Source organism: Bariatricus sp. SGI.154, from assembly GCF_050313795.1.
Taxonomy (GTDB): domain Bacteria; phylum Bacillota; class Clostridia; order Lachnospirales; family Lachnospiraceae; genus CAMBRQ01.
This window is the reverse complement of sequence record NZ_JBNPMC010000006.1, coordinates 1-24,994: the sequence shown is the minus strand read 5'-3', so window position 1 is coordinate 24,994 and position 24,994 is coordinate 1. Positions and strand designations below refer to the sequence as shown.

Here is a 24,994-nt window from a genome sequence, read left to right as displayed (position 1 = left end):
GAATCAGAAAAAGTTACAACCATTATTTTCCCATGCCATCACTCCATCATTTCCTGTCCAAAGCATATTATCCTACACTGTCATTTCTTAAAGCATCCGCCAAGTTGCAGTTCAGCATCCGTTTTCCACCGATATAATAAGCTAAAGCAACAAATCCAAAAATAGCCAGAATAAATATTACAATCGGCACAATCGGAACCTTCACCAAAAATTCCATCGGATTCAGATAACTTGCCGTTATCATAAAACCAACGGACAGTACTGTGAGTGGCAAAGTAATCAGTAATGGACGGCCAGCAATAACCAGCGCTTCAATACAGAACATTTTCCGCATACTTTCTGGTGTCATGCCAACAGACATATACTGTGCAAATTCTCTCTTTCTCTGACGCAGAAATCCCAATGTATTAGAGAATACATTTGCAATTCCAATAACAGCAAGCAAAGCACAGAACGCCCCCAAAATCAACATGGCGCCTTTCTGCATATTCTCGTTTGATACTTTTTCCTGGATACGGTTTTCGCTTTCTACCTTATATTCACGGCTAATAACCTGCACGATATCTGCCTCTAATACATTCAATTCCGTAAGTGTGATTCCCTCCTCGGCAAGTACCCGGATATAGGTATCTGCCTCTGAATTTCCAATCTGTCCAGCGATTTTTTCCCACATAGATAGGGGAATAAACTGCACCAAGGCATAATTCGCATACTCTTCCCTTAAAACCGGAGTTTCCTGTGTAAACCCAAGCACCGGAATTTCTATCGAATTTTCTACCTGCCCGGCGTTCTGCAAAATGATTGTACTCTGTTCCTCTTTGATAAAAGGAACATACTCTTTGTAACGGAAATTGCTGTTTACACTGTCCCAAATACGGTTCAATACAATACTTCCGTCACCCTCTGACGTTATGCCAATCTGCTCACAATACTCTTTAAAGCCTGCATCATCCATAATCACAATAGGAGCCGTCACCAAATAGGAATCCTCTCCCACAGTTACGGAACTGCCCGCCACTGCTCCCAGACCGCCCAGTGTATTCACTTCATCACTGATATCCGTTTCTGGAATGGAACATACTGCCTCAGCTTTCTGATACACAATACTGCTCTTTACTCCCTGCACTCCCTTGATTTCTTCCGCCTGCTCTATGTTCTCTATTCCTGTGTCTTTCACTGTTACCATCACGTCCCATGCGTCCTGATATCTTTCAAAATAGGTGTGGTTTGTGCTGATACCGGAAAGGGTAAAAAAGCACAGCATAACTGTAAAGCCCAGGAATGAGAGGGTTAAAGATAGTGTGGATGTACGCAGGGCTTTCTTCTGTGCTTTCAATGCATTGCCGGCCAGTTCACCTTCCATTCCAAACAGCAATGACAGGATATGGGAATGTTTCTTCTTTTTCAACCGCAGTTCACCCATATTCCGTATCGCCTCAAGCGGCGTCAGTCTGCTTAACTTCCTTGCTGGTAACCATACAGAAATAAGTACAGTCAGAACGGATACAAAAATGGTAGCCATAAATATCAGAGGATGGTACTGGAAAACTGCTTCATGCCGTCCGGCCACATCTGCCGCCAATAGATTGATTGCCTGAATCACTCCAAAACTAAGAGCAATCCCGCCGATGCTCCCAACCAGTATCGGCACTGCACAAAGCGCTGCTGCCTCCTGCATCAGACAGGTGCGGATTTGTCCCGGTGTAGCCCCAATGCTGGAAAAAATCCCGAACTGGTGAATTCTCGCATTCATGGTCACCGCAAAAGAATTGTGGATAATCAAGATCAAGGCCAGAGACATGATAATCAGTATAACCAGATAAAACGCCATCAGAAGCGGCGGTTCTTCATCCTGCGGATCGTGGATCAGATATCTGGATAGCAGCAGTTCATGATAGGATGCCGCGTCTGCATCCAAACCAAGTTTCTCTGTTATGAGCGGCATATCCTGATAAATGGTTCTGTTATTTTGAAAATACACATCTACCACAATTTCTGGTTCTTCTGATAGTTCCTCATTGACCACCGCTTTCTCCACGTTCGCAAAATTCTGTATCATGGTCAAATCATCTTCATCAATCTCATCCGTGATACGTCCCTGCCAGTCACCTTCTTCTAAAACAATCTTTTCCACGTCATAGTTCCAGAAATTGAAAAACAAACTGCACAATAAAGACAAAAACAACGCCGAAATAAATGCCGCAACCATAATAGATACACTGGAAGCGCGGTTCTTTTTCATAAAACTTGCTGAGTAATCTTTCCACATTTTGCTTACCCCCGTTTCCCCTGAAGGATACCATGATGCCATTCGGCAGAACTGCGGAAATGATCGCTAATGATGCGCCCGTCCTCTATCGTTACAATACGGTCTGCTTCCAGTGCAATCTTTTCATCATGAGTAATCAGCAGGATTGTCTGGTTCAAATTACGGTTAGACAATTTCAGCATATCAATGATTTCCTTTGAGTTTTTCTGGTCCAGGTTCCCGGTTGGCTCATCAGCAAGTAAAAGTGCCGGACGGTAAATCAAAGACCTTGCTATGGCGGCACGCTGCTGCTGTCCGCCGGATAACTGGTTTGGAAGAAAGTCCAGCTTATCAGCAATGCCTAATGTGTTTATGACCTGTTCAAAATACTCCTGGCTCGGTTTCCTTTTGTCCAGAGAAAGCGGCATGAGGATATTTTTCCGAATGGTAATTGTCGGAATCAGATTATAAAACTGATAGACCAGCCCCACTTTCCTTCTCCGGAAAATAGCCGACTGTGTCCGGTTCATGGTAGAAATATCCGTTCCTTCCACCACAACTTTTCCCTCTGTTGGCTGATCCACGCTTCCAAGAATATGTAAAAGCGTTGATTTTCCTGAACCGGATGCGCCTACAATAGCAACAAACTCTCCTTTATCCACAGACAGGTCAATCCTGTCTAAAGCCGTAACCTGATTATTGCCCGAACCATATACTTTTCTGATTCCTTCGCATTTTAATATTTCCATGACGTCCGCTCCTTCTTGTTATAGGCTGATATTCACTGCCACTCGAAAAAATGCTTCGCATTTTCCCTCGTTGACTTGCGAAGTATGCTTTCCAACTGCAGACTCGAGAAAATGCTTCGCATTTTCCCTCGTTAAACTATCAGCTGCTTCCGCAGCTACGCTGTTCACTCCGCTCACAGTTAAAAGATGCTTCGCATCTTTTGATAGTTTACATTATAACAAAGAAAAGTGACATCTCAGTGACTGTACATAATTTCTTCGAAATCATGTGTCTCCGACGGATACGCAGCAACTTTCTGCGGTATCGCAGAAACTGCCCTGTGCGCGTAAATTCTTATTTCAAAACACGCTCCACCTGACCGCAGATTCCGGGCAGTGATATTGCCATTCTGCAGTTCGAAAATAGAATGTGCCAGGGACAATCCAATCCCTATCCCATTTCCGGCAGCACCTTTCCCTCGATAAAACCGTTCAAAAAGGTGTGGTATATCTTCTGCCTGAAAGCCCTCTCCATCATCCCATATCAGGATTTCCGCATAAAGCGGATTGCTGGAATAATCACAATGTACTGTTCCACCATATTTAGAATGTTCCATGCAATTTTTCATCAAATTCATAAGCGCTTCCATTGTCCACTCCATGTCTCCATAGATTTCAATACACCCATGATCTGGAATATCCACAGAAACATTCTCTTTTCTCAATAGGTCATTCAGATTTTCCGCTGCAAGGTGCAAAGCAGTATAGATATCCATCTGCGAAAATTCCATATGCAAAGTACCGGCATCAATCTTAGAAAGCGTCAACAATGATTCTTCTAATCTGTTTAACCGCTCCAACTGCCTCTCAATCTGCTCTCCATAAGTATTCGGTGTTGTATTCTTCATAAGCTGCAAAGAAAGAAAGGCGGCAGTAATCGGGGTCTTTAATTGATGAGCAATATTTGCCAGATTATCTGCAAAATTCATTTTTGCCTGCACCGCTGCCTCCCTTGTCTGATACAGAGATGTAACCGTCTTATACATTTCATCCTGAAGATGGGAAAATTCATCTTCTTTCGTCTGTATGACTGTTCCGGCAGCACCAACATTGACCTGCTCCAGATAACTCGTCAGTTCCGCTATTCTCATTCGATTGCGCTTATTCAGACGCCATACAGTAAACAGAAATCCACAGATCAACAGAAATATTAAAACTACAGAAAGAATTAAAAAGTTCCACGGAACACCTTCGCAGAATTCATTATTTCGATATCCATACTGCTTCAAAAACTGATTTCCTTTCACTTCCTGCTCTGCCAGCATATGATATTGTTTCAATGCAGAAAGCACCTGCTCCTCTGCTTCCGGATGATTTTCTATGATGATTTCACAAAATTTGGACACATGTTCAAAGGCAGCCCGCCGGTATTCATACTGCCAGAAAACTGTTATGCCAATGATACTGACAACACACACCAGCACTGGCACCAAAACCGTTAGTCTTTGTTTCCTTATCTCTGTCATATGCTCTCCTCCAGTCGATAACCAAAACTGCGAATGGTTTTCAGGCAGGTTGGATTGTGTAATTTCTCCCTCAGGCGCTTCATTGTCACGGTCAATGTATTGTCATTCACATAATTTCCGTTGCTGTCCCATACCTGTTCCAATAACTGTCTTCTGGTTACCGTTTTCCCTTTGTTCTCCATCAGCAGAAGGAGCAACTGATATTCCGGCTGGCTCAACAGGATTTCTTCCTGTTCCAAAAAAACAGACATTTTATCTGTGTCCAGCAAAAGATGATCGCAGAAAAGCCGGGTTTCCTTTGTCTGTCCACTCCGGCGCAGCAATGCCAGAATACGGGAATACAACACTTCCAACTCAAACGGTTTTACCACATAATCATCCGCCCCATCCTGAAATCCCTGAACAATATCTGCTGTTTCTCCCCGAACCGTTAAGTAAAGAATTGGAAGCCTGTTTCCCCATAAGTGGCGAATCCATTTACACAATTCATCCCCATTTCCATCCGGCATATTCCGATCCACCAAAAGTAGTGCCGGACGCTTTCTCAACAACGCCTGTTTCGCATCAGCGATACTATAAAATAAAGAGACTTCCATCTGCCGGATTTTCAGATATGTTTTTACATTCTCTGCGATATCCCAATCATCCTCAACATAATATATTGTAGCCATTGATTTCCTCCTTGATGGCTTTTCTTCCATTCGACTTGATTTATCTCAAGCATCAAGTCCTCATCCACATAATTCAATAGTAATAAGTATACAAATCACAATCGACATTATCCACACCACGATTTCAAATGAGTTATTTAAAAATCTCCATGAAATAAACCATGTAATGCAACAAATGATTGAACCAATTACTGCTATTGCAAGTTTTTTATTATATATCTTTTCTAATCTACTTCCCAACTTCATATCATTATTCATTTTTCCGTCATCTTAATATCCTCCTTAAGCATTTTATCGAGGAAAATTAAAGCTATCACTGATTGCTACCAATGTTAGCAAATCAGGATAGCTTTTTTCATTCTCCCAATTTGAAACTGTTTGTCTTGTTACACGAAATAATTCTGCAAATCCTTCTTGTGTCAGATTATTATCTTTTCTAATTTGTTGTATTGTCTGACCTAATTGCATTTCATTTCCTCCTTTCAGTCTCATTGTGCTAATAGTGTATTAAAATAACAAGCAACTATGGTTTGCTAAACCACTGTTTCAACGCAAATAATCTTTGCACCCTTTATTTCAAGCCATTTTAACGGATAAAATTCTTTAGGTTAAAATCGATGATGGGGTAAACGAAAAAGCAGTTTGGGCATTCCAGTGAACTGCCCCTTCGTTTACACCATTTTCGATTTGGCCTAAAGAATTTATCGAAATTTCTCTAATCTCAATAGTCCCTCTGAATCAGGTTCTTTTATTCCATTTTTATAATCATATCCCACTTTTCTATAAAATGGTGTCCCTGTAATTGACGCAGGTATCTCAATTCTTTTTGCTCTTAAAAAGTATTCGTCCTGTTCAAGAGTTTGAATAATTTTCCTTCCAACTCCCTTACCTTGATATTCAGGCAAAACAAAAATAGTGAACAGACTGCACTCGTCTTCCTTGTTCCAATATGGACCGATTGCTCCGCATCCGATAATTTTATCGTTATCACATACAACATAAAAATGTGTCCACCTTGCTCGTTCCAATATGTTTTGAGGCTGCAGCACTTTTACATCATTTTCAATATAATCTGAAGAATAATCTTTTATATTGGTTGTCCTGAGCGTTGTTGCAATCAGGGTAGAAACTTCTTCCGCATCTTTATTGTGAAATTTCCGTATGTTCATAAGATATCATCCTCCATAACTATTGGTTTCTTTGCTTCTTTGACCCTGTAAGCAGCATAATCTCATACCAATTTTTTTCTCTATAATAAATTTAACATTTCCATTAAATCTTCTTGTTTTGCTTCTCTTACCATTTTTTTATTCTCCTGCAACATTCTTCAATGAGAAATGGCTGAATTAACGGATAGGTCCATTTTTCCGGCATTTCATCCGATATTATGATGCGTTCCATCTCACTATGTAGTTCTCCAGCAAATTTTCTGATCTCTGCATAATACAGCATTCCATATGATTCCTCACCAGATTCATTTACTCTGTTTTTCCCAATAACAGAATAAACACATATTGGCTGAATGTCGAAATCAACTGCTCCCGTTTCTTCTCTCAATTCTCTTTTCGCCGTTTCTAATATAGTTTCTCCAGTTTCTCTGTGACCACCCGGCACTTCATAAGTATTTCTTTCCTTATGCTTGCAAAATACCCATCTTCCATTTGCTTTGGATACAATCACTGCAAATTTCAGAAGGCTATCCTCTGCATTTTCATAAAACTTTACTTCCATACCCACTATACTCTACCTCAGTATTTTACTTTTAATCTCTTCGACAAAATTCAGCCTTTCGCCGAAAGTCCAATTTTTCTTACCCCACCTGCTCCAAGGAAACATATCTTCAGTCCCACCAAACAGAAAACACAGAAACATATCAACCTCTAATCGCTGAAACCCTTTGATTTAGCAGGCTTTCCGGGTGAGCAAGCAAACGGTTTCAACATGACCCGTTCGACACATTTCGACAAGCCCCTTGGCAAAACTTTTTTCATTTTTTCCCGTATTTCCGGGCTTTTTCCGTTCTCTTTTTACCCCTTTTTCGCAAGTTTCGACATTTTATAGAACACAATATATTGTGTTTTCATCGCACATTTTCTCTCAATTTATGCAAGATGTTGTGTCAGAAGCATCACAGTTTCAACATGATCACAAAACGGAAACATATCCACCGGCCGTATCCTCTTCGCCTCATACCCACACTTCACCAAATACTCCAGATCTCTCTTAAGCGTCACCGGATTGCAAGACACATACACAATCTTCTCTGCCCCCAGTTTCACCACCGAAGCCAGGAACTTCTGGTCGCTTCCAGCCCTTGGCGGATCCATGAACACCACGTCTGCCTTCTGCCCCTGCGATGCCATCTTCACCATGAACTCCCCTGCATCGCCCTGACGAAACTCTACATTCGTGATCTTGTTATCCTTGGCATTCATCCTTGCATCCCTTACGGCATCCTTATTCAACTCTACGCCAATCACCTTTTTCACATATTTTGCCGCAACCAGGCCGATCGTTCCGATTCCACAGTAAGCATCTATGACCGTTTCCTTTCCTGTAAGACCTGCGTATTCAATAGCGGTTTGGTATAACCGCTCTGTCTGCACCGGATTCACCTGATAGAACGACTTCGGCGAGATTCTGAATGTGCATCCACACAATCTGTCTTTGATATATCCTTTGCCGTAGATAGGCTTCTCCCACTCTCCCAGAACCATACTAGTCTTCTTATCATTGACATTCAGAATCACTGTGGTAATCTCCGGATGGGCTTTACGCAATGCTTTAACAAAATTATTCTTAGACGGTAGGATGGGTGAACCGAGTACAAGAATCACCATGATCTCTCCTGTCTGGAAACCTCTTCGTACCATCACATGACGCAGAAGCCCATATCCGGTATCCTCATCATACGTCTTTATCTTGAAAGACTTCAGCATCTGTCGGATGGTCCGAATAATTTCCTGACTCTTCTGATCCTCAATCAGGCAGTTTTCCACCGGAATCACATGATGAGTATTCGCTTCGTATATTCCTGAGATAACATTTCCCCGGCGGTCGCGGTCGAACACACTATGCACCTTATTTCGATAGTAATAAGGATTCTCCATCCCTATGATTGGCTCTACTTTACAAAACTTTTTCAGAAGAGTTTCTTCCTGCTTTTGTTTCCTTTTCAACTGTTCCTGATAGGGAATGCCTTGATACTGGCATCCTCCGCACTTTTTTGTAACTGTACATTTCGCTGTCATATTGTTTCCCCTATTTTCCTGAACTTTTCCATGTGATACAGCCTGTCCGCATCTAATTCTTTCTTCCCATCCTTAAAATCATACCCCAGTTTGCGATAGAATTCATATGCCGTGATTGAAGCCGACAGTTCAATTCTCTTCGCTCTCAGGAAATACTCATCCTGCTCCAGAACCTCAATTATTCTTCTTCCGATTCCTAATCCATGCAGTTGAGGCAGCACAAATACAGTCATAAGATAACTTTCCTCCAGACTGCCGTTAAAACTGGAGATTGAGCCGCAAGCCGCAATCTTCTCTTCGTTTAACGCGACATACATATGCACATTCTGTGCCGTCTCTTTCACCCACTCGGCATGATGAGACGCGCACAATTCTTCCACCGTCTCTACACCATAATCCTTAATATTTACTTCCCGGAAATTTCTGCACATGAGATTCGAAACCTCCTGTGCATCCGCCTCCCTGAATCTTCGCACCACAAGTTTTATTTCCCGATACATATTTTTCAATCCTCAACAATATATAGTCTGCTATGCTTTAATCGCCCATCTCATCTTCGTTGACCTGGCTCTTGGATTCCTTGCACACTCTTCTGCAGACGGACGAATCACATCTGTCGATATCTCGCGATATCCCCCTGCCTTCTTAAGCTGCTTAAATGATTTCTTCACAAGCCTGTCCTCTCCTGAGTGGAAGGTCAATATCGCCACTCTGCCATTTGGCGCAAGTACCTCCGGTAGTTTCTCCAGGAAAGCATATAACACTTCAAACTCGCTGTTCACATCAATCCGAAGTGCCTGAAAAGTCCTCTGGCAAGATTTCTTAACCGCTTCTTTTCTCTCCGCTGCCGGAATAAAACGAAGCGCTTCTTCAATCACATCCTTCAACTGAGTCGTCGTCTCGATCTTCTCTCCTCGTTTTAACCGCAGCATCACTTCTCTCGCAATCTCTTCCGCATAAGGCTCATCAGAATTCTCGATCAGCATTCCCTGAAGTTCTTCCTGTGTAATCTCCCTTAATCTTTCTGCGGCGCTGGTCCCCTTCTCCGGATTCATCCGAAGATCAAGCGGGCCTTCTGCTTTATAGGTAAAGCCCCGTTCAGGATTGTCAATCTGCATTGAGGAAACTCCCAGATCTGCCAGCACAAAGTCGAACTTCTTTCCCGTTTCCTCAGAAACCAGATCAATATCCTCAAAGTTCTGCAGTCGAACCGTCAGAATCTCTTCCCCATATCCTTTCTGTCTCAGCCGTTCCTTTGTCTTAGCAGACTCAATTGGATCCACATCAAGCCCGTAGATGTGCCCCTGCCCCTCCAAGCATTTTAACATCTCAAGCGTATGTCCTCCATATCCAAGTGTTGCATCTAATCCTATCTGTCCCGGCTTAATCTGAAGGAAATCCAGAATCTCCTTCACACAGATGGAGATATGCATCCCCGCCGGAGTGCTTCCTTTCTGAATCACCTTCGAAATCGTATCCGCATATTTCTCTGGCTGATGCTCCTTATATTTCTCTTTATAACTCTTCGGATGTGTGCCGGAATACCGCACACGCCGCTTATGCTCCTTCTTCTCCTGCTCCATGAATATCCTCCTTTTCTCCAGGGGGGGACGGGGGTTTTTTCAATTTCCCCCGTCCCCAATTCGATTTGCCCTGTCCCTTTTTGCTTTTCTACACTCGCTCCTGATTTTTCTCCAACATTCTAAATATATTCGCCAAGACAACAACCGCCGCAATTGCCAGCACTACCTCTGCCACGAACTGTGCATATGCAAGTCCATACAATGGGAACAGGCGATTCAATACGTACAATGCCGGAATCTCCAGGATTACCTTACGCATAATTGCGAAGAGCAATGCCTCCCTGCCTTTGCCAAGTGCCTGAAATACCCCCACTGCAAGGAAATCTATGCACAAGAATGGCAGTCCCAAACAGAATCCCCGAAGGAATCTGGTCCCATAAGCCACAATCGCTTCATTGTCCATGAATGCGCTTGTAAGTGCTCCTGACATGCAATAGTATCCGATTGCAACCACAATCATAAAACCGACTGCCACTTTTGTGGCAAATGTAGTCGTCTCTTTCATTCGTTTATAATTGCCACTGGCATAATTGTAACTGATCAGCGGCATGATTCCCTGTGACAGCCCAAGCGCTACGTATAGCGGCACCATATTGATCTTCTGCGTAATTCCCATCGCCGCCACAGCATCTGCTCCGTACACAGATGTGAAGTTGTTCAGAATTGTCATCCCTGTTACGTTCAATAGATTCTGAATCGAAGCCGGAATCCCTACGCCGCATACTCCAAGTACAACCTCTGTCTTCAATGCCAGTTTCTTTGGATTCACACATACGTAAGTGTTCTTTCGCCTTACAAATAATAGCACGAAGAAATAAATACATGCCACACAGTTTGAAAGAAATGTTGCCAATCCGGCACCTTCTGCTCCCAGATTCAATCCCCAAGGCAGAATAAAGATCGGATCAAGCAGGATGTTCAGCAGACATCCGCTCATTGTCCCGATGCTTGCATGTAAGGAATTCCCCTCAGAACGCACCATATATGCCAGGACAACATTCAGGATTGCCGGCGTTGCACCGCAATTCACCGTCCACCTCATATATGCCCCGGTTGCGGCAGCCGTTCCGGCATCTGCCCCCAGAAGAACCAGAAGCGGCTGTGCAAAAAGTGTACATAGTATTGAGAATAATACTCCACAGAACAGCGCCGAATAGAAGCCGAACGCCGAACTGCGCTTAACCGTATCATAGTCTTTTCTCCCCAAAGCACGGCTCATCATACTGGAACTTCCCACGCCAAAGAGATTGTTCACCGCATTGAATGCCAGCAATACCGGCGCCGCCAGAGTCACCGCCGCATTCTGCACCGGATCATTCACCATTCCGACAAAATATGTGTCTGCCAGATTGTAGATGACCATCACCAGGGAACTAATGATGGTCGGAATCGCCAGTTTTGCTACCGCCTTAGGTATTGGCATATATTCGAACAGTTCCACCTTCTGCTTATCTTCCATATCTGTCCTTCTTTCTCTGATTCATCATCCAAATATTACTTTTCCAAAACTACTGATTTAAAATTGCTTATCTAAGACTATTTATTATTGTAACATTGTTTCTATCCCTTGCAAAACATATTCTCTGATTTATTTTACAGATTTATTTTTCAATTTACATCCGACACTTTCTACTATATACTAAATATATTCGACACAAAACACTTTTCAAAAAATATGAGGATTATAATTATGACATTATTTCATTTTGTATACAACCTGTTATGGGGCGATCTTATAACGATTCCACTCCCTGGCGGAAGTTCCGTCGGACTCTCATTACTGGTACTTATATTAATACCAGCCGGAATCTACTTTACCATCCGCACCCATTTTCTTCCCTTTCGACTCTTTCCTGAAATGCTAAGAGTTGTCGTTGAAAAGAAAACCAATTCGCAGAAAGGCTCCATCTCAGGCGTACAGGCATTGATCATCTCAACCGCAACAAGAGTCGGTATGGGTAACTTAGTCGGCGTTGTGGCTGCCATCTCCGCCGGCGGCGCAGGCGCTGTCTTCTGGATGTGGTTTACCGCTTTACTCGGGTCTTCCACTGCATTTGTCGAGGCAACCCTGGCACAGTTATATAAAGAAAAAGATCCGCTCTACGGCGGATACCGAGGCGGTCCTGCATACTATATCCATCACTTCTTTATAAAGAAAGATAGCAAACGGAATCATTCGGTCATTGCAGTTTTATTTGCAATCTCCGGGCTCATCTGCTGGTGTGGCATCAGCCAGGTAATCGGAAATTCTGTTTCTTCTGCATTTGAAAATGCATTCCAGATTCCTCCGATCTATACAACTGCGATTCTGGTACTGATCGCCGCAGTCATTGTACTACGTAAAAATGCTACCGTGAAGGTTCTGGATATTATTGTTCCGATTATGGCAGGATGCTATTTTCTGATCACGATATTCATCATTATCAAAAATATCGGACAATTGCCTTCGGTCTTCCAACAGATATTTGCAGAAGCATTCGGGCTGAGACAGGCAGTAGCTGGAGGCTTCGGCGCAGTTCTTATGAACGGTGCCAAACGCGGACTCTTCTCCAATGAGGCCGGTTCCGGTTCTGCTCCATGTGCAGCCGCGGCTGCCGATATCAGCCATCCTGCGAAAGAAGGACTTCTGCAGGCATTTGGAGTATTCATTGATACCATTGTCATCTGTAGTTGTTCCGCAATGATTATGCTGCTGACGCCAGCCAACCTCACACAAGGCTTAGTTGGCATGGATCTTCTGCAGGAATCCATGCATTATCACCTGGGAGACTTCGGAGTGATCTTTATTGCTGCTACACTTTGGCTGTTCAGTTTCTCCACATTCATCGGTATTCTGTTCTATGCGCGTCCGAATGTGGCATATCTGTTCGGGGACAACTGGCTGTCACAGACCCTGTACAAACTTCTCGCGCTGGTGATGCTCTTCATCGGAGGTTTGGCGGCTTATACGTTCGTCTGGGATCTGGGCGATATCGGTATCGGGTTGATGACAATCTTCAATATGATCGTCCTGATTCCAATGTCACGGCAGGCAATCCAGTCTCTGAACGATTATGAAAAGAATACGATCGAATAATAAACAACTCTTGACATTCGTATGACAGAAATGTTATAGTTAACTTCGCTAAAACCTGATGTGGATTTTTCTAGAGCAATCTACTTTTCGCCACACAACTATTTTCGAATAGTTGTGTGGTTTTTTTGTACGTTATCTTAATTACGAAAGGGGTCTTTAGACATGGAACAAACATTTATGAAAGAACGTCCAATATTACCACTGATGCTGTCAATGTCGCTGCCAATGGTACTTTCGATGCTTGTAAATTCGCTTTATAATATCGTTGACAGTTTCTTTGTAGCGCAGATCAGCGAGAATGCTATGACTGCTCTTTCTCTGGTATACCCTGTCCAGAACTTTATCAATGCCATTGCCATCGGCTTCGCAGTCGGCATTAACGCAGTCATTGCACTGAATCTGGGCGCACAGAATCAAGAGAGAGCAGATGCTGCTGCCACCCAAGGGCTATTGCTGAACACCCTGCACGGTATCATCATGACCATCATCAGTATCGCCGCGATTCCTCATTTCCTTCACATGTTTACTTCCGATTCGGAGGTAATTGAACTTGGGATTAAGTATTCCCGCATTGCATTCGGGTTCGCTGCCATCATCGCAATCGAACTTTGTTTTGAAAAAATATTCCAGGCGGCAGGAAGAATGACGGCAACCATGATCGCCATGCTAAGTGGAAGCATCGCCAATATCATACTAGATCCCATCTTAATCTTCGGGCTTGGTCCGGCGCCAAAACTAGGGATAGAGGGAGCCGCTATCGCTACAGGCGCAGGTCAGATAGTAACACTGATCATTTTCCTTGCGATCTATTATTCGCAAGCGATTCCTGTCCGCGTGCGTTCCAAATATCTGGCACTTGACAAGGGACTCTGTAAGAAATTATATTCCGTCGGCATCCCGGCAACATTGAATCTGGCTCTCCCCTCCCTGCTAGTGTCTTCTCTCAATGCCATATTAGCCACCTATTCACAGGCATATGTAGTTGTACTAGGTGTCTATTACAAATTGCAGACATTCCTCTACCTGCCTGCCAACGGTATTGTTCAGGGAATGCGTCCGATTATCGGCTATAATTATGGGGCAAAAGAGACAAAGAGAGTGAAGAAAATCTATCTGACAGCCCTTCTCTTAAGCACTTCGATCATGCTTTCGGGAACTGTCTTATGCCTTGCGATACCAGGACAGTTAATTGGGTTATTTACTACGAATACACAGACAATCGAAGCCGGGACAACTGCACTTCGGATGATCAGTGCCGGATTTATCGTATCGGCAGTCTCCGTCACATCCGCCGGCGCCTTAGAAGGACTTGGAATGGGGACTCCGTCTCTAATGATATCCCTGTTCCGGTATGTAGTGGTTATTATTCCATGTGCTTTTATGTTAAGCCGCTTGATTGGGGTAACAGGCGTATGGAATGCTTTTTGGATTGCAGAACTTATCACTGCAGTTATTGCATATTTTATCTATAAAAATGCTCTATCCGCTAACTGCGGATAGAGCAAAACACCTCTTCTTCGATGGAACAGTACCTAAAAACGATTCCGATTTATTCAAATGACTGCTCAGTACGATTGATAATCTCATCCTGAAGCGGTTTATCCAGGTTACGGAAGAAATCACTGTATCCTGCTACACGAACGATCAGATCCTTATAATCCTCCGGATGATTCTGAGCATCAATCAGTGTCTGCTTATCAATAACGTTGAACTGAATATGATGTCCATCCATAGAGAAATAGGAACGAACCAGACTAGCCATATTCTCAAGACCTTCCTCGCCTGCAACAACGTTCGGTGTAAACTTCTGATTCAAAAGTGTTCCGGCTGTTGCAAGATGATCCATCTTCGCACAGGATTTGATTACTGCCGTAGGTCCGTTTGTATCAGCAGATTTCTCCGGAGAGATACCTTCGGATACTGGTTTATGTGCTTTTCTTCCATTCGGTGTTGCAAGGATAACGTCACCAAAGTATACATGACAGGTGGTAGGAAGCATATCCACACCGTATTTACCACCCTTCATATTCGGACGGCCTGTGATCGTACTTCTGTAAAGTTCGAATACATCCTGCATAATATCATCAGCGTAGTCATCATCATTACCGTATTTTGGAGTCTTGTCATGAACCATATGATAGATTGCATCATATCCTTCAAAGTCATGCTCCATAGCCTCGATCAATTCTTCCATTGTGAAGTTTTTCTTATCATATACATTGTATTTAACAGCAGCAAGACAGTCAGTAATGGTACCGATACCAACACCCTGGATGTAGTTTGTATTGTATCTTGCGCCGCCTGCATTGTAGTCTTTTGCATTAGAGATACAGTCGTTCGTTACAACAGAAAGGCATGGTGCCGGCATCTCCTGCGCATACAACTGCTCGATTACGTTATTACCACGAATCTTAATATTCACAATATGCTCAAGCTGTTTCTTGAATGCTTCCCAGAGTTCATCATATGTCTTGAAGTCTTTCGCATAGCCAAGTTTCAGTCCGATCTGTTTTCCTGAATACTGATCGAATCCATTGAACAGTGTCAACTGGAATACCTTAGGAATATTCAGATATCCTGTAAGGATATAAGCTTCGCTTCCCCATGCTCCCGTCTCTACACATCCGGAAGAACCGCCGCGTCTTGCATCCTCAAGTTTCTTACCAGCATTGATCAGTTCCATGATCTGCGCCTCTGTATTATAGAATGCAGGCTGTCCCCAACCCTTTCTGGAAATCTCGCAAGCTCTCTTTAAGAACTTAACCGGTGTCTTCTTACTGATCGTTACATTGGAGTTCGGCTGAACAAGTTTCATCTCATCCATACAATCCAAGATCAGGTAACTTACGTTATTAACACCGTTACGTCCGTCTGGTGTAACTCCACCTGTGTTAATATTTGCAAAGTCTGTATATGTGGCACTTTCCTTTAATGTAATACCAACTTTAACTGGTGCTGGCTGATTATAGAATTTCACCCACAGACACTCAAGAAGTTCAAGTGCCTTCTCATCATCAAGGATACCAGCCTCTACATCTCTCTCATAATATGGATTCAGATGCTGGTCAAGTCTTCCCGGGCTGAATGCATCCCAAGGATTCAACTCTGTTGTAACAGCAAGATGTGTAAACCAGTATAACTGGATTGCCTGCCAGTATGTCTGTGGCTTATGAGCCGGAACAACCTCAAGGTTCGCAGCAATCTGAAGAAGTTCTGCTTTTCTTACTTCATTCTCTTCCTTCTCTGCCATCTCAAGAGCAAGTTTATGATAACGCTCTCCAAGGATACATACGGCATCACAGGAAATAGCCATCGCTTTTAATTCTTCGCATTTATTTACCGCTTCCGGATCATTGATATAATCCAGTTCATCCATTGTCTTCTGAATCTTCTCTTTGTAATCTAAATATCCCGTTGTGAATACCTGCTCACCGCCACATGTATGTCCCGGGCCTCTCTGCTCCATAAACTCAGTAAACATACCTGCACTATAGCATTCGTGCCATTCCGGAGTCATTCTTGCAAGAATCTTTTCTCTCATGCTTCTTCCTGACCAGTATGGGATAATCTCTTCAGCCTGAAGTTTTCTGTCTTCTTCCGTTGTCTTAAAGGATACGAGTTCACGTTCACTCATAACTACCATATCCTCAACGCTGTGGCAGCAAAGTTCCGGAAATGTTGGAGATGCCTGTGGATCTTTACCTTTTTCACCAACAATCAGTTCTCCATCTCCCAGATACAGAGTCTTCTTAGAGAAATACTCCTTAAGAACCATCGCTCTCATAACCGGAATTGAGTACTTGCCATCATTCTCTTTGTAGAAATCAGTCTCAATCTTTGCTCTCTCAAGATCAATATGAACAGGTGTCGTCACACTGAGTTCTCGGAGTTTCTGAATTCTTTCATTCATACCACGTAATTTCGCCATGTTTTTAGCCTCCTATTTTTGTGTTCTGGAATCCGGCATCTACAAAGAGCTGGACGAAACTTTCCATCTCTTCTTTATCCGGTGCATGTAAATCTGTTCCCTTATATTCCATATCCAACTTCGGATACTTGCTGCTTCCGGTGTCATGATACGGCAGCAAATTAACCTGAGGTGGATGAATATCATGTTCTTTCAGAAACGCGATCGTTTCTCTCATATTCTTCTCATTACCATTTACTTCTTTAATCGTCGGAATTCTGATGTAGATTCTTGCTCCATCCTGAGCCAAACGGACCAGATTCTCAAGAATCAACTTATTGTCCACTCCTATGTATTTCTTATGAAGTTCCGGGTCCATAACCTTCACATCGTAAAGAAATGTATTGACATATGGAAGAATCGCCTGGAACTTCTCATATGGTACATACCCGCATGTATCAATCGTAAGCGTTACATCCTGACGTTTTAGTTCCTTCGCGATTGCCAGAATATAATCCGTGTCCATCGCCATGACCTCTCCTCCGGAAAGTGTCACTCCTCCGCCGGAATCCTCATAGAAGATCTGGTCTTTCATGAGTTCCTTCACAAGTTCCTTCACCGTATACTCACGACCGACGATCTCACGTATTCCAGCCGGACAGAAGTTCTCGCATTTGCCACATAATGTACATACTTCTTTATCCAGCACCGGTCTTCCATCTTTCATCGTAAGTGCCTGGCTCGGACAGACCTTAACACAGGTTCCACAGCCCGCACATTTCCCCGCATCAAACTGTATCTCCCTTTCAAATCTCTGTGTCTCCGGATTGTGACACCATTCGCATCTCAAAGGACACCCTTTAAAAAATACCGATGTACGAATCCCATCACCGTCATGGATAGAAAACTTCTGTATGTTCGTAATATTCTTCATTACGTTTTCCTTTCATGCAAAATTGATTATACTCATTCGAGCATCCCTTTTTCCCACTTTTTAATCATGTTTTAGACTAAAGTTTAAACTATAGTATAAATGTATCATAGTGTTATTATTTTGTCAATAAATTATGCCTATAATGATGTTAGAATAACATTAGAATAACGATTAGAATATCTGTTAGAATATCTGAATTACATTATTTGCCTGTACATAGTATTTGTGATATAATTATCGAGGAAATATTTAATTAAGATTCAGGATAATGAGAACAATTATCATATAACACTGAATAGCAGAATTAAGTTTGGAGGTATTAGATGGTTCAGAAAAAAGCAACCAAAACTACAACTAAGAAAGAGACCCCATTAGAAAAAAGCACAACAAAGGCAGCAGAGGTAACAATGACGCAGACCAATGCCGAGGCTGCCAAAGAAGCAAAGGCAACAAAGGCAAAGACAAAAACTGCAACAAAAACCAGAGCTGCAAAACCAAAAACTGAGACTGCTAAGAAAACTGCAGCCGAAGAAGCAACAACTGAAGAAACAAAAACAACAACTGTCAAAAAAACCAAAACTGAAAAGCCAAAGGCTAAAACGACAAAAGCAAAAACTGCAAAAACTGCAACTGCCAAAAAGACAACAAAAAGGGCAGTTAAAACCACAGCCGCTAAAGACATCAAAGCCGAAGAACCAAAGGTCGAAACTGCCAAAGAAGTTAAAGCAGAAGAATCTAAGGTTGAAACTGCCAAAGAAGTTAAGACAGAAGAATCTAAGGTTGAAACTACCAAAGAAGTTAAGGTCGAAGAACCTAAGGTTGAAACTGCCAAAGAAGTTAAGGCAGAAGAATCTAAGGTTGAGACTGTCGAAGAAGTTAAGGCAGAATCCAAGACCGAAGAAGATACGCCAGACGTTTTAGAGGAACCAAACGTCGAAATATACACAACTCCTAGAAGAAGCATCGCATTCATAGGATCAGAATGCTATCCGTTCGTAAAGACCGGAGGGCTGGGCGACGTTATGTACGCTCTTCCGAAAGCACTGGCAAAACAGAATTGCGATGTTAAAGTAATCCTTCCTCGCTACAAATGCATTCCCTGGAAATATCAGGAGAAGATGGAATACAGAGGATCTTTCGAGATGGATCTTTGTGCCGACGGCAGATCATTCTATGTAGGAATTATGGAATATGTATGGGATGGTGTTGTATATGACTTCATTGATAATGAAGAATTCTTCAGCAGCGGCAATCCATACACCAATCTTATTGATGATATTCCGAAATACTGCTACTTTGCAAAAGCCGCATTAGCTGCACTGAATTATCTGAACTGGATTCCGGATATCATTCATTGCCATGACTGGCAGGCAGCCTTAGTTCCTGTATATCTCAGAACTTTGTTCGAGGATACAAAACTGGCTTCCGCAAAGACAATCCTCACCATCCACAATCTGAGATTCCAGGGAATCTACAATATCCCGACAATCCGGTATTGGTCAGGATTGCCCGATTATGTATTCAATAAGGATGCATTAAAAGAAGGCTACGAAGATGCGAATATGTTAAAAGGCGGATTGACATACTCCAATATCATTACTACAGTAAGCAACACCTATGCTGGAGAGATTCAGACGGAATACTATGGTGAAAAACTGGATGCCCACTTAAGATATCATTCCAGAAAATTAAGAGGTATTGTAAATGGTATTGACTATGATATCTGGAATACCAGCACAGATTCCAGGTTATATGCGAATTATGACATCACCAATGTGTTAGATCAGAAAAAGAAAAACAAACTCAACTTGCAGAAAGAATTGGGACTGGTTCAGGATGATCAGAAATTTGTGATCGGATTAATCTCCAGATTGACTAATCAGAAGGGATTAGATCTGGTTAATTCCATTATTCCTCAAGTTATTGATGGACATACACAGATTGTCGTACTCGGTACCGGCGATCCTATTTACGAAGATTCTTTCAGATATTATGAGAATGCCTATAAGGGAAATGTATGCTCGAACATCATGTATGACGAGACAAGAGCCCATAAGATCTACGCAGGTGCAGATGCATTACTGGTACCTTCACAGTTCGAGCCTTGTGGATTAACACAGTTAATCGCTATGCATTACGGTACAATACCGATCGTTCGCGAAACCGGCGGTTTGAAAGATACTGTAGAGCCATATAATATGTATTTTAATACCGGAAATGGTTTTACTTTTGATTATTATGATGCCGGCTTATTATTGGATGCGATCAACAGAGCGAAGACATTGTATTTCACAGATCGCTGGAAATGGGACGAGATGGTTCAGAGAGATATGGATAAGAACTTCTCTTGGGATAATTCTGCAAAGCAGTACAAGGATCTGTATTTGGAATTAACCTGGTAATATTCTTCCTTGTATCTCTCCCGGAACATGTTGATACAAGATTACCATCTGTCCTGCATTGTTAAACGGAATCGGCAAACTTGCCGCCAAACCAGCAAACGACCAGAATAATACATTTCTTTCTGGTTACCGATATGTTTTTCTACCGTAAAACAAAAAAGCCCGGAGCCGGACGGTTTTCACCGTGCCGTACTCCGGGTCGTATTATTTCACTTTATGTTAAGAGGTGCCGTTATCCCTCGATGGCAATGTATTTCTTTTCTTCAATCTCCGGCTTTTTCGTCTCTGCCTTCGGAATGCTCAGTTTCAATACTCCGTTCTCATACTTTGCGAGGATGTCTTCCTGTTTCACATCCTCGCCGACATAGAAAGACCGGCTCATGCTGCCCACATAACGCTCCCGACGGACGAATTTGCCTGTTTCCTTTTCCTTCTCATCTTTGTCAAGTCCTTTCGCCGCACTGATTACCAGGTAGCTGTCTTTCAGTTCCAGGGAAAGTTTGTCAATGCCACTTACTTCATTGACAAATGTTTTAACTTGATCAATGGATTTAAGCATTATATTCAACTGTTTCACAACCAATCCTCCAACCACTTCCATTTATTCATTTTTCCAATCCGCATTACCAACTTAATGGTCCACCATTCAAATACTATTAAAAATGAGAGAGCAGACTTCTTCTTTATTTGGCATAGAGCAAATTGCACCTTTCCGGGTTGTAACAATAGATGCGGCAGCATTTGCAAACAATAGCATTTGCTCCAATTGATCCTTTTTCAAATTATCTAACCCATGCTCCAGTATAAAACTAAGAACGCTGGCACAAAACGTATCCCCTGCCCCTGTAGTATCAACAGCATCTTTGCTGAAAAACGGCTGGCCAAAGATTTTTTCATTAGAATAATACGAAATGCTTCCGTTTTTACCTAATGTCACATTAATCAGTTTTGCCTTGGAATGTTCCCTTATTATCTTTACGCCCTGATCGTAATCATTTACTCCAGTGAGCCATTTTATTTCATCGTCAGCAATCTTCAGAATGTCACACTCTCTTATTCCATACCAGATAGCTGCCCTTGCCTGCTCCAAATCAGCCCACAATGGTTTTCTTAAATTCGGGTCAAAAGAAATCCATCTACTCATCTCTTTTGCATAAGTAACAGCAGCCTTTGTCGCTGAAGCGGCTGGTTCGTCTGTCAACGAAAGGGAGCCAAAATGAAAAATACGGCAATGCTCAATCAATTCCTTACAAACATCCTTCTCCTCCAGCATGATGTCAGCCCCTGGTTTTCTATAAAATGAAAAGTCCCTGTCCCCGTCTGCCATTGTATGTACAATCGCAAGCGTAGTATTCGCTCCTTTATCATAAATCAAGCCTTCATCAGAAATGCCGATTCTTTTGATTGTATTCCCAAGCATCTTTCCAAAATAGTCGTCTCCCACCTTCCCAATAAAAGCGGTCTTATAACCCAGACCAGCCAACATTGACAGCACATTACAAGGCGCTCCTCCTGGATTTGCTTCAAATACCGGATTTCCATTGGAACTGCTGCCATTTTGAGTGAAATCAATCAGCAACTCGCCTAACGCAACAACATCATACATGATTTCTCTCTCCCTTTCTTACCTGTATTTCCTGCACAATCTTATTATATGTTTTCTTATTTAAACGATAGAAATACAAGACTATAGCCGTTACAATCCAAAGTATCCCCGGAACCGTTGTAAACGAATGCTTGATAACTGACAGTACTGCTGCATTCTGCTGCTGGTTTGCAACATATCCGAACATACCCAAAATTCCTGCAAGTATGGAAGTTCCAATCGCCATTCCGATTTTGTTTCCCAGTGAAATAAACGCATACTGAAATCCGTCATTTCTAAGCCCTGTTTTCCATTCGCCATACTCCACACAGTCCGGAACAATCGCATAGATTGCAGTGTTAAAACCTGAAAAGAAAAATTGCGCCAGACAAGAGAACGCATAAAATGGAACAGGGGACTCTCCAACTGTAAAAAAGTACATACTGAACATGCTGATTCCCGTCAACAGTGCAAAAATAGATGCAGACCGACCTTTATTATTTGTAAGCCGAAATACAAACGGAAAACAGGCTGCTCCAATAATGGATGGGAGAATGATAAACATGGAATAGGTGCTGAATAACGCTTTATTTCCCTCCACATAGGTAAAATAGTATAATGCATCCGCATTTCTTCCATAAAGTGTCACACCAAACAGAAACTGTCCTGCAACAGCAATCATATACGGACGATTCTTTATCACAGCTCCTAATTGAACCTTTAAGGACATTTTTTCTTTCTCGGGTACATCCACCACTTCCTTTGTTTTCGCAAAGCAGAAGATATGACATGCCGCAAAAATACATCCATATAAAACAGCGATCAGCAAATATCCCCTTTTATCATTTCCATTACCAAGTGCCGCAATAAGCGGAACCGTCACAATATTAATAATACCAATCGCAATCATTGCGCTGACAGATCGAAATGTATTGATTTTAGCGCGTTCCTCTATATTTTGTGTCATTGCTCCGCACAGCGTGCCATAAGGAATATTCACACAAGTATAGCCTAAAACAAGAATACAATAAGTAATTGCCATATAGATAATCTTGGCAGTAGATGACCAATCCGGATGTGCCCAAAATGTCATAATCAATACGATTGCTGTCAATGGTGCCGCAATCAGCAGCCACGGCCTGTATCTCCCCCATTTTGTATGCGTTTTATCACTTAACCCACCAATAACCGGATCATTAATCGCATCCCAAAATCGTGAGAATAACATCAAGCCTGCTACGGCTCCCATACTAATCCCAAAAACGTCTGTATAAAAAATCATCAGGAAATTTCCTACAAACATCCAACTGAAATTACATCCTACATCACCCATACCGTATGCAATCTTACTAATCAACGGCACTTTTACGTTTGTATCTTTCTGATCCATTACAATCCCCCTTTACCACTTATAAATACTGGCTGAACTCTACTTTTTCCTTGTTGGGACCGGTAATTGTAAAAAATCTTACCCCTCGTTCCCAGAATGGAAGAAACTGGATTCCCTTTTCCAAAATTGAAAATCCTTTTTCCGTTGCCAATTTATATACCTCTTCAATATCTGTAACATTCAGCGCAATATGATCCAACGCACCATTTTCCAGCACTGCATGTTTATTTTCATAAGTCTCAATTACCGTATGATCCAGCTTTAAGAAAGAAACCTTCTCATCTGCTTTCTGGTTCACAGTTTCAAAAACAACTTGAAATCCAAGCAATTCATAAAAATCCTTTGTTTTTTCAATGTTATTTGTGGGGATTCCTATGTGCTGTAATCCGGTAATATACTTTTTAAAATCGTTTTCCATTTTTATTCATTTTTTCAGGCACACACCAAATGCACTCACGCAGGTGCCATGTCAACCTTTCCTGCTTTTGATTCTTCTCTTATTCTGCAATACGGATAACAGCCTTCACAATATCAGCTTTATTATTCACACTGTAATCCATTGCTTTCTGTGCCTCATCCAGTTCAAACACATCCGTTACAATTCCCTTCAGGTTTACCTTTCCTGCCGCAACCGCATCAATTGCCATCGGATAAATATGACGATACCGGAATACAGTCTTAAAGGTCAGCTCTTTATCCAGCACAAGGCTCATGGGAAGCGTCATCTCACCGCTCTTGCTATATCCTACAAGAACGATATTAGAGCCTTTTTTAGCCATATGAATAGCCTGCCTTGTTGTAATTTCTGTACCTGCTGTCTCAATTACCAGATCCATACCAGTTCCATCTGTCAGCTCCTTTACCCGTTCCAGGACATCCTCCTTTGCTCCATTGATAACTCCGGTTGCCCCCAGTTCCAGCGCTTTCTCAAGGCGTTTTTCCATAATATCCACCACATATACCTCCGATACTCCTCTGGCTTTCAGCGCCATCATGGAAACAAGACCAATGCAGCCTGCACCCATGACAACAGCCCTCTGTCCCAGATGTGCATCTCCCTGGATTGCCGCATGGAATCCCACTGCCAAAGGTTCGATCAAAGCTCCTTCCAATGTACTTACATTGTCCGGCAGTTTGAAGCACAGATCTGCTTCGTGCGCAACGTATTCCTGAAATACGCCATCTACAGGAGGCGTTGCAAAGAACACCACGTCCGGACACAGATTGTAGCGCCCTGTTTTGCAAAATTCACAATGGCCGCAAGTCTTTCCTGGCTCCAGAGCAACTCTGTCTCCGACTTTCAGATGTTTTACATTCTTTCCGACTTCAACAACCGTTCCTCCCGGTTCATGTCCCAGTACAAAGGGCGGCTCCACTACATAATCCCCGATCGCCCCTGTTTCATAATAGTGCAGGTCACTTCCGCAGATGCCCACGTATTCTAATTTTACCAGCACCTCATCATCCTTTGCTTTTGGAATGTCCCGTTCCTCAAAACCCATCTTCCCGATTCCCAGCATTACAGCAACTTTCATTTTTCCTTCCATTGTTTTCTCTCCTTTTTTATTTACTTTTATTTATACTTTATTAAATAGTTTTATTATGTTTCTTATTTTATATTTTCTCTCCAATTTTGTCAATACACTCCTAATAATCAAGTATCATTTCGTCATTATATTCAAAAACACATCTT

The 24,994-nt window shown here is 42.3% G+C and carries 20 protein-coding genes and 1 pseudogene; 3 read left to right on the top strand and 18 right to left on the bottom strand.

Annotated elements, in window-relative coordinates; translation table 11 throughout:
• Positions 1 to 67: 67 nt before the first annotated feature.
• The 11 genes from ACQRBN_RS04705 to ACQRBN_RS04655 all read right to left on the bottom strand — a co-directional run bounded on the left by ACQRBN_RS04705 (position 68) and on the right by ACQRBN_RS04655 (position 11,466).
• Entirely contained in the window at positions 68 to 2,269 is a 2,202-nt protein-coding gene (locus ACQRBN_RS04705) for an ABC transporter permease (protein WP_427737824.1), read from the bottom strand.
• A gap of 5 nt (positions 2,270 to 2,274) precedes the next feature.
• Positions 2,275 to 2,997 carry an ABC transporter ATP-binding protein gene (locus ACQRBN_RS04700; protein ID WP_427737823.1) on the bottom strand — a complete coding sequence of 241 codons (723 nt, stop codon included), beginning with the start codon at positions 2,995 to 2,997 and terminating at the stop codon, positions 2,275 to 2,277.
• A gap of 236 nt (positions 2,998 to 3,233) precedes the next feature.
• Positions 3,234 to 4,502 (bottom strand): sensor histidine kinase, encoded by a 1,269-nt coding sequence (locus tag ACQRBN_RS04695; RefSeq protein ID WP_427737822.1) that lies wholly within the window; start codon positions 4,500 to 4,502, stop codon positions 3,234 to 3,236.
• Positions 4,499 to 5,173: a response regulator transcription factor gene (locus ACQRBN_RS04690; RefSeq protein ID WP_427737821.1), complete on the bottom strand. Its 675-nt coding sequence runs from the start codon at positions 5,171 to 5,173 to the stop codon at positions 4,499 to 4,501. Before ACQRBN_RS04690 ends, ACQRBN_RS04695 begins: the two co-directional genes overlap by 4 nt.
• A gap of 291 nt (positions 5,174 to 5,464) precedes the next feature.
• Positions 5,465 to 5,641 (bottom strand): helix-turn-helix transcriptional regulator, encoded by a 177-nt coding sequence (locus tag ACQRBN_RS04685; protein WP_427737820.1) that lies wholly within the window; start codon positions 5,639 to 5,641, stop codon positions 5,465 to 5,467.
• A gap of 233 nt (positions 5,642 to 5,874) precedes the next feature.
• Positions 5,875 to 6,342 carry a GNAT family N-acetyltransferase gene (locus ACQRBN_RS04680; protein WP_427737819.1) on the bottom strand — a complete coding sequence of 156 codons (468 nt, stop codon included), beginning with the start codon at positions 6,340 to 6,342 and terminating at the stop codon, positions 5,875 to 5,877.
• Between the two features lie 127 nt (positions 6,343 to 6,469).
• Positions 6,470 to 6,904, bottom strand: a complete 435-nt coding sequence (locus ACQRBN_RS04675; protein ID WP_427737818.1) for an NUDIX hydrolase — start codon at positions 6,902 to 6,904, stop codon at positions 6,470 to 6,472.
• 371 nt (positions 6,905 to 7,275) lie between these two features.
• A complete protein-coding gene (gene rlmD / locus ACQRBN_RS04670) occupies positions 7,276 to 8,424 on the bottom strand; it encodes a 23S rRNA (uracil(1939)-C(5))-methyltransferase RlmD (protein WP_427737817.1) in 1,149 nt (382 codons plus the stop codon).
• The gene (locus tag ACQRBN_RS04665) at positions 8,421 to 8,924 is read right to left on the bottom strand and encodes a GNAT family N-acetyltransferase (protein WP_427737816.1); all 504 of its coding nucleotides are present in this window, start codon (positions 8,922 to 8,924) and stop codon (positions 8,421 to 8,423) included. Before ACQRBN_RS04665 ends, rlmD begins: the two co-directional genes overlap by 4 nt.
• A 30-nt stretch (positions 8,925 to 8,954) precedes the next feature.
• Positions 8,955 to 10,007, bottom strand: coding sequence for a 16S rRNA (cytosine(1402)-N(4))-methyltransferase RsmH (gene rsmH, locus ACQRBN_RS04660; RefSeq protein ID WP_427737815.1), 1,053 nt, complete (start codon positions 10,005 to 10,007; stop codon positions 8,955 to 8,957).
• Positions 10,008 to 10,095: 88 nt separating this feature from the next.
• Positions 10,096 to 11,466: an MATE family efflux transporter gene (locus ACQRBN_RS04655; RefSeq protein ID WP_427737813.1), complete on the bottom strand. Its 1,371-nt coding sequence runs from the start codon at positions 11,464 to 11,466 to the stop codon at positions 10,096 to 10,098.
• Between the two features lie 231 nt (positions 11,467 to 11,697).
• Here ACQRBN_RS04655 and ACQRBN_RS04650 point away from each other — a divergent pair, with 231 nt between their 5' ends.
• Positions 11,698 to 13,083: an alanine/glycine:cation symporter family protein gene (locus ACQRBN_RS04650; RefSeq protein ID WP_427737811.1), complete on the top strand. Its 1,386-nt coding sequence runs from the start codon at positions 11,698 to 11,700 to the stop codon at positions 13,081 to 13,083.
• 162 nt (positions 13,084 to 13,245) lie between these two features.
• Positions 13,246 to 14,583 (top strand): MATE family efflux transporter, encoded by a 1,338-nt coding sequence (locus ACQRBN_RS04645; RefSeq protein ID WP_427737809.1) that lies wholly within the window; start codon positions 13,246 to 13,248, stop codon positions 14,581 to 14,583.
• Positions 14,584 to 14,632: 49 nt separating this feature from the next.
• Here ACQRBN_RS04645 and hypD read toward each other — a convergent pair whose 3' ends face one another.
• Positions 14,633 to 17,011 (bottom strand): trans-4-hydroxy-L-proline dehydratase, encoded by a 2,379-nt coding sequence (hypD, locus tag ACQRBN_RS04640; protein WP_427737808.1) that lies wholly within the window; start codon positions 17,009 to 17,011, stop codon positions 14,633 to 14,635.
• Between the two features lie 4 nt (positions 17,012 to 17,015).
• On the bottom strand, positions 17,016 to 17,924 hold the full coding sequence (locus tag ACQRBN_RS04635; RefSeq protein ID WP_427737807.1) for a trans-4-hydroxy-L-proline dehydratase activase: 909 nt from the start codon (positions 17,922 to 17,924) through the stop codon (positions 17,016 to 17,018).
• 323 nt (positions 17,925 to 18,247) lie between these two features.
• Between ACQRBN_RS04635 and ACQRBN_RS04630 the strand changes: the two genes are divergently transcribed.
• Entirely contained in the window at positions 18,248 to 20,326 is a 2,079-nt protein-coding gene (locus ACQRBN_RS04630) for a glycogen/starch synthase (protein WP_427737806.1), read from the top strand.
• Positions 20,327 to 20,558: 232 nt separating this feature from the next.
• On the opposite strand, the pseudogene ACQRBN_RS04625 reads toward ACQRBN_RS04630, so the two are convergent.
• The 5 genes and pseudogenes from ACQRBN_RS04625 to ACQRBN_RS04605 form a co-directional block, all read right to left on the bottom strand.
• Positions 20,559 to 20,831, bottom strand: a pseudogene (locus ACQRBN_RS04625) (Hsp20 family protein); the annotation flags it as partial.
• Between the two features lie 141 nt (positions 20,832 to 20,972).
• Entirely contained in the window at positions 20,973 to 21,932 is a 960-nt protein-coding gene (locus ACQRBN_RS04620) for a carbohydrate kinase family protein (RefSeq protein ID WP_427737805.1), read from the bottom strand.
• A complete protein-coding gene (locus ACQRBN_RS04615) occupies positions 21,925 to 23,301 on the bottom strand; it encodes an MFS transporter (RefSeq protein WP_427737804.1) in 1,377 nt (458 codons plus the stop codon). Before ACQRBN_RS04615 ends, ACQRBN_RS04620 begins: the two co-directional genes overlap by 8 nt.
• 19 nt (positions 23,302 to 23,320) lie before the next feature.
• The gene (locus ACQRBN_RS04610) at positions 23,321 to 23,719 is read right to left on the bottom strand and encodes a VOC family protein (RefSeq protein ID WP_427737803.1); all 399 of its coding nucleotides are present in this window, start codon (positions 23,717 to 23,719) and stop codon (positions 23,321 to 23,323) included.
• A 79-nt stretch (positions 23,720 to 23,798) separates the two neighbouring features.
• On the bottom strand, positions 23,799 to 24,848 hold the full coding sequence (locus ACQRBN_RS04605; RefSeq protein ID WP_427737802.1) for an NAD(P)-dependent alcohol dehydrogenase: 1,050 nt from the start codon (positions 24,846 to 24,848) through the stop codon (positions 23,799 to 23,801).
• Positions 24,849 to 24,994 lie beyond the last annotated feature (146 nt).

Excerpts from the sequence above, each read along its gene's own strand:
- ACQRBN_RS04645 (WP_427737809.1), top strand. The coding sequence starts at position 13,246 with ATGGAACAAACATTTATGAAAGAACGTCCAATATTACCACTGATGCTG.
- ACQRBN_RS04650 (WP_427737811.1), top strand. The coding sequence starts at position 11,698 with ATGACATTATTTCATTTTGTATACAACCTGTTATGGGGCGATCTTATA.
- ACQRBN_RS04610 (WP_427737803.1), bottom strand. The coding sequence starts at position 23,719 with ATGGAAAACGATTTTAAAAAGTATATTACCGGATTACAGCACATAGGA.
- ACQRBN_RS04605 (WP_427737802.1), bottom strand. The coding sequence starts at position 24,848 with ATGGAAGGAAAAATGAAAGTTGCTGTAATGCTGGGAATCGGGAAGATG.
- rsmH (WP_427737815.1), bottom strand. The coding sequence starts at position 10,007 with ATGGAGCAGGAGAAGAAGGAGCATAAGCGGCGTGTGCGGTATTCCGGC.
- ACQRBN_RS04620 (WP_427737805.1), bottom strand. The coding sequence starts at position 21,932 with ATGTATGATGTTGTTGCGTTAGGCGAGTTGCTGATTGATTTCACTCAA.
- ACQRBN_RS04655 (WP_427737813.1), bottom strand. The coding sequence starts at position 11,466 with ATGGAAGATAAGCAGAAGGTGGAACTGTTCGAATATATGCCAATACCT.
- ACQRBN_RS04615 (WP_427737804.1), bottom strand. The coding sequence starts at position 23,301 with ATGGATCAGAAAGATACAAACGTAAAAGTGCCGTTGATTAGTAAGATT.
- ACQRBN_RS04635 (WP_427737807.1), bottom strand. The coding sequence starts at position 17,924 with ATGAAGAATATTACGAACATACAGAAGTTTTCTATCCATGACGGTGAT.
- ACQRBN_RS04680 (WP_427737819.1), bottom strand. The coding sequence starts at position 6,342 with ATGAACATACGGAAATTTCACAATAAAGATGCGGAAGAAGTTTCTACC.
- ACQRBN_RS04705 (WP_427737824.1), bottom strand. The coding sequence starts at position 2,269 with ATGTGGAAAGATTACTCAGCAAGTTTTATGAAAAAGAACCGCGCTTCC.
- ACQRBN_RS04690 (WP_427737821.1), bottom strand. The coding sequence starts at position 5,173 with ATGGCTACAATATATTATGTTGAGGATGATTGGGATATCGCAGAGAAT.
- ACQRBN_RS04630 (WP_427737806.1), top strand. The coding sequence starts at position 18,248 with ATGGTTCAGAAAAAAGCAACCAAAACTACAACTAAGAAAGAGACCCCA.
- ACQRBN_RS04675 (WP_427737818.1), bottom strand. The coding sequence starts at position 6,904 with ATGGAAGTAAAGTTTTATGAAAATGCAGAGGATAGCCTTCTGAAATTT.
- ACQRBN_RS04695 (WP_427737822.1), bottom strand. The coding sequence starts at position 4,502 with ATGACAGAGATAAGGAAACAAAGACTAACGGTTTTGGTGCCAGTGCTG.
- hypD (WP_427737808.1), bottom strand. The coding sequence starts at position 17,011 with ATGGCGAAATTACGTGGTATGAATGAAAGAATTCAGAAACTCCGAGAA.
- ACQRBN_RS04685 (WP_427737820.1), bottom strand. The coding sequence starts at position 5,641 with ATGCAATTAGGTCAGACAATACAACAAATTAGAAAAGATAATAATCTG.
- rlmD (WP_427737817.1), bottom strand. The coding sequence starts at position 8,424 with ATGACAGCGAAATGTACAGTTACAAAAAAGTGCGGAGGATGCCAGTAT.
- ACQRBN_RS04700 (WP_427737823.1), bottom strand. The coding sequence starts at position 2,997 with ATGGAAATATTAAAATGCGAAGGAATCAGAAAAGTATATGGTTCGGGC.
- ACQRBN_RS04665 (WP_427737816.1), bottom strand. The coding sequence starts at position 8,924 with ATGTATCGGGAAATAAAACTTGTGGTGCGAAGATTCAGGGAGGCGGAT.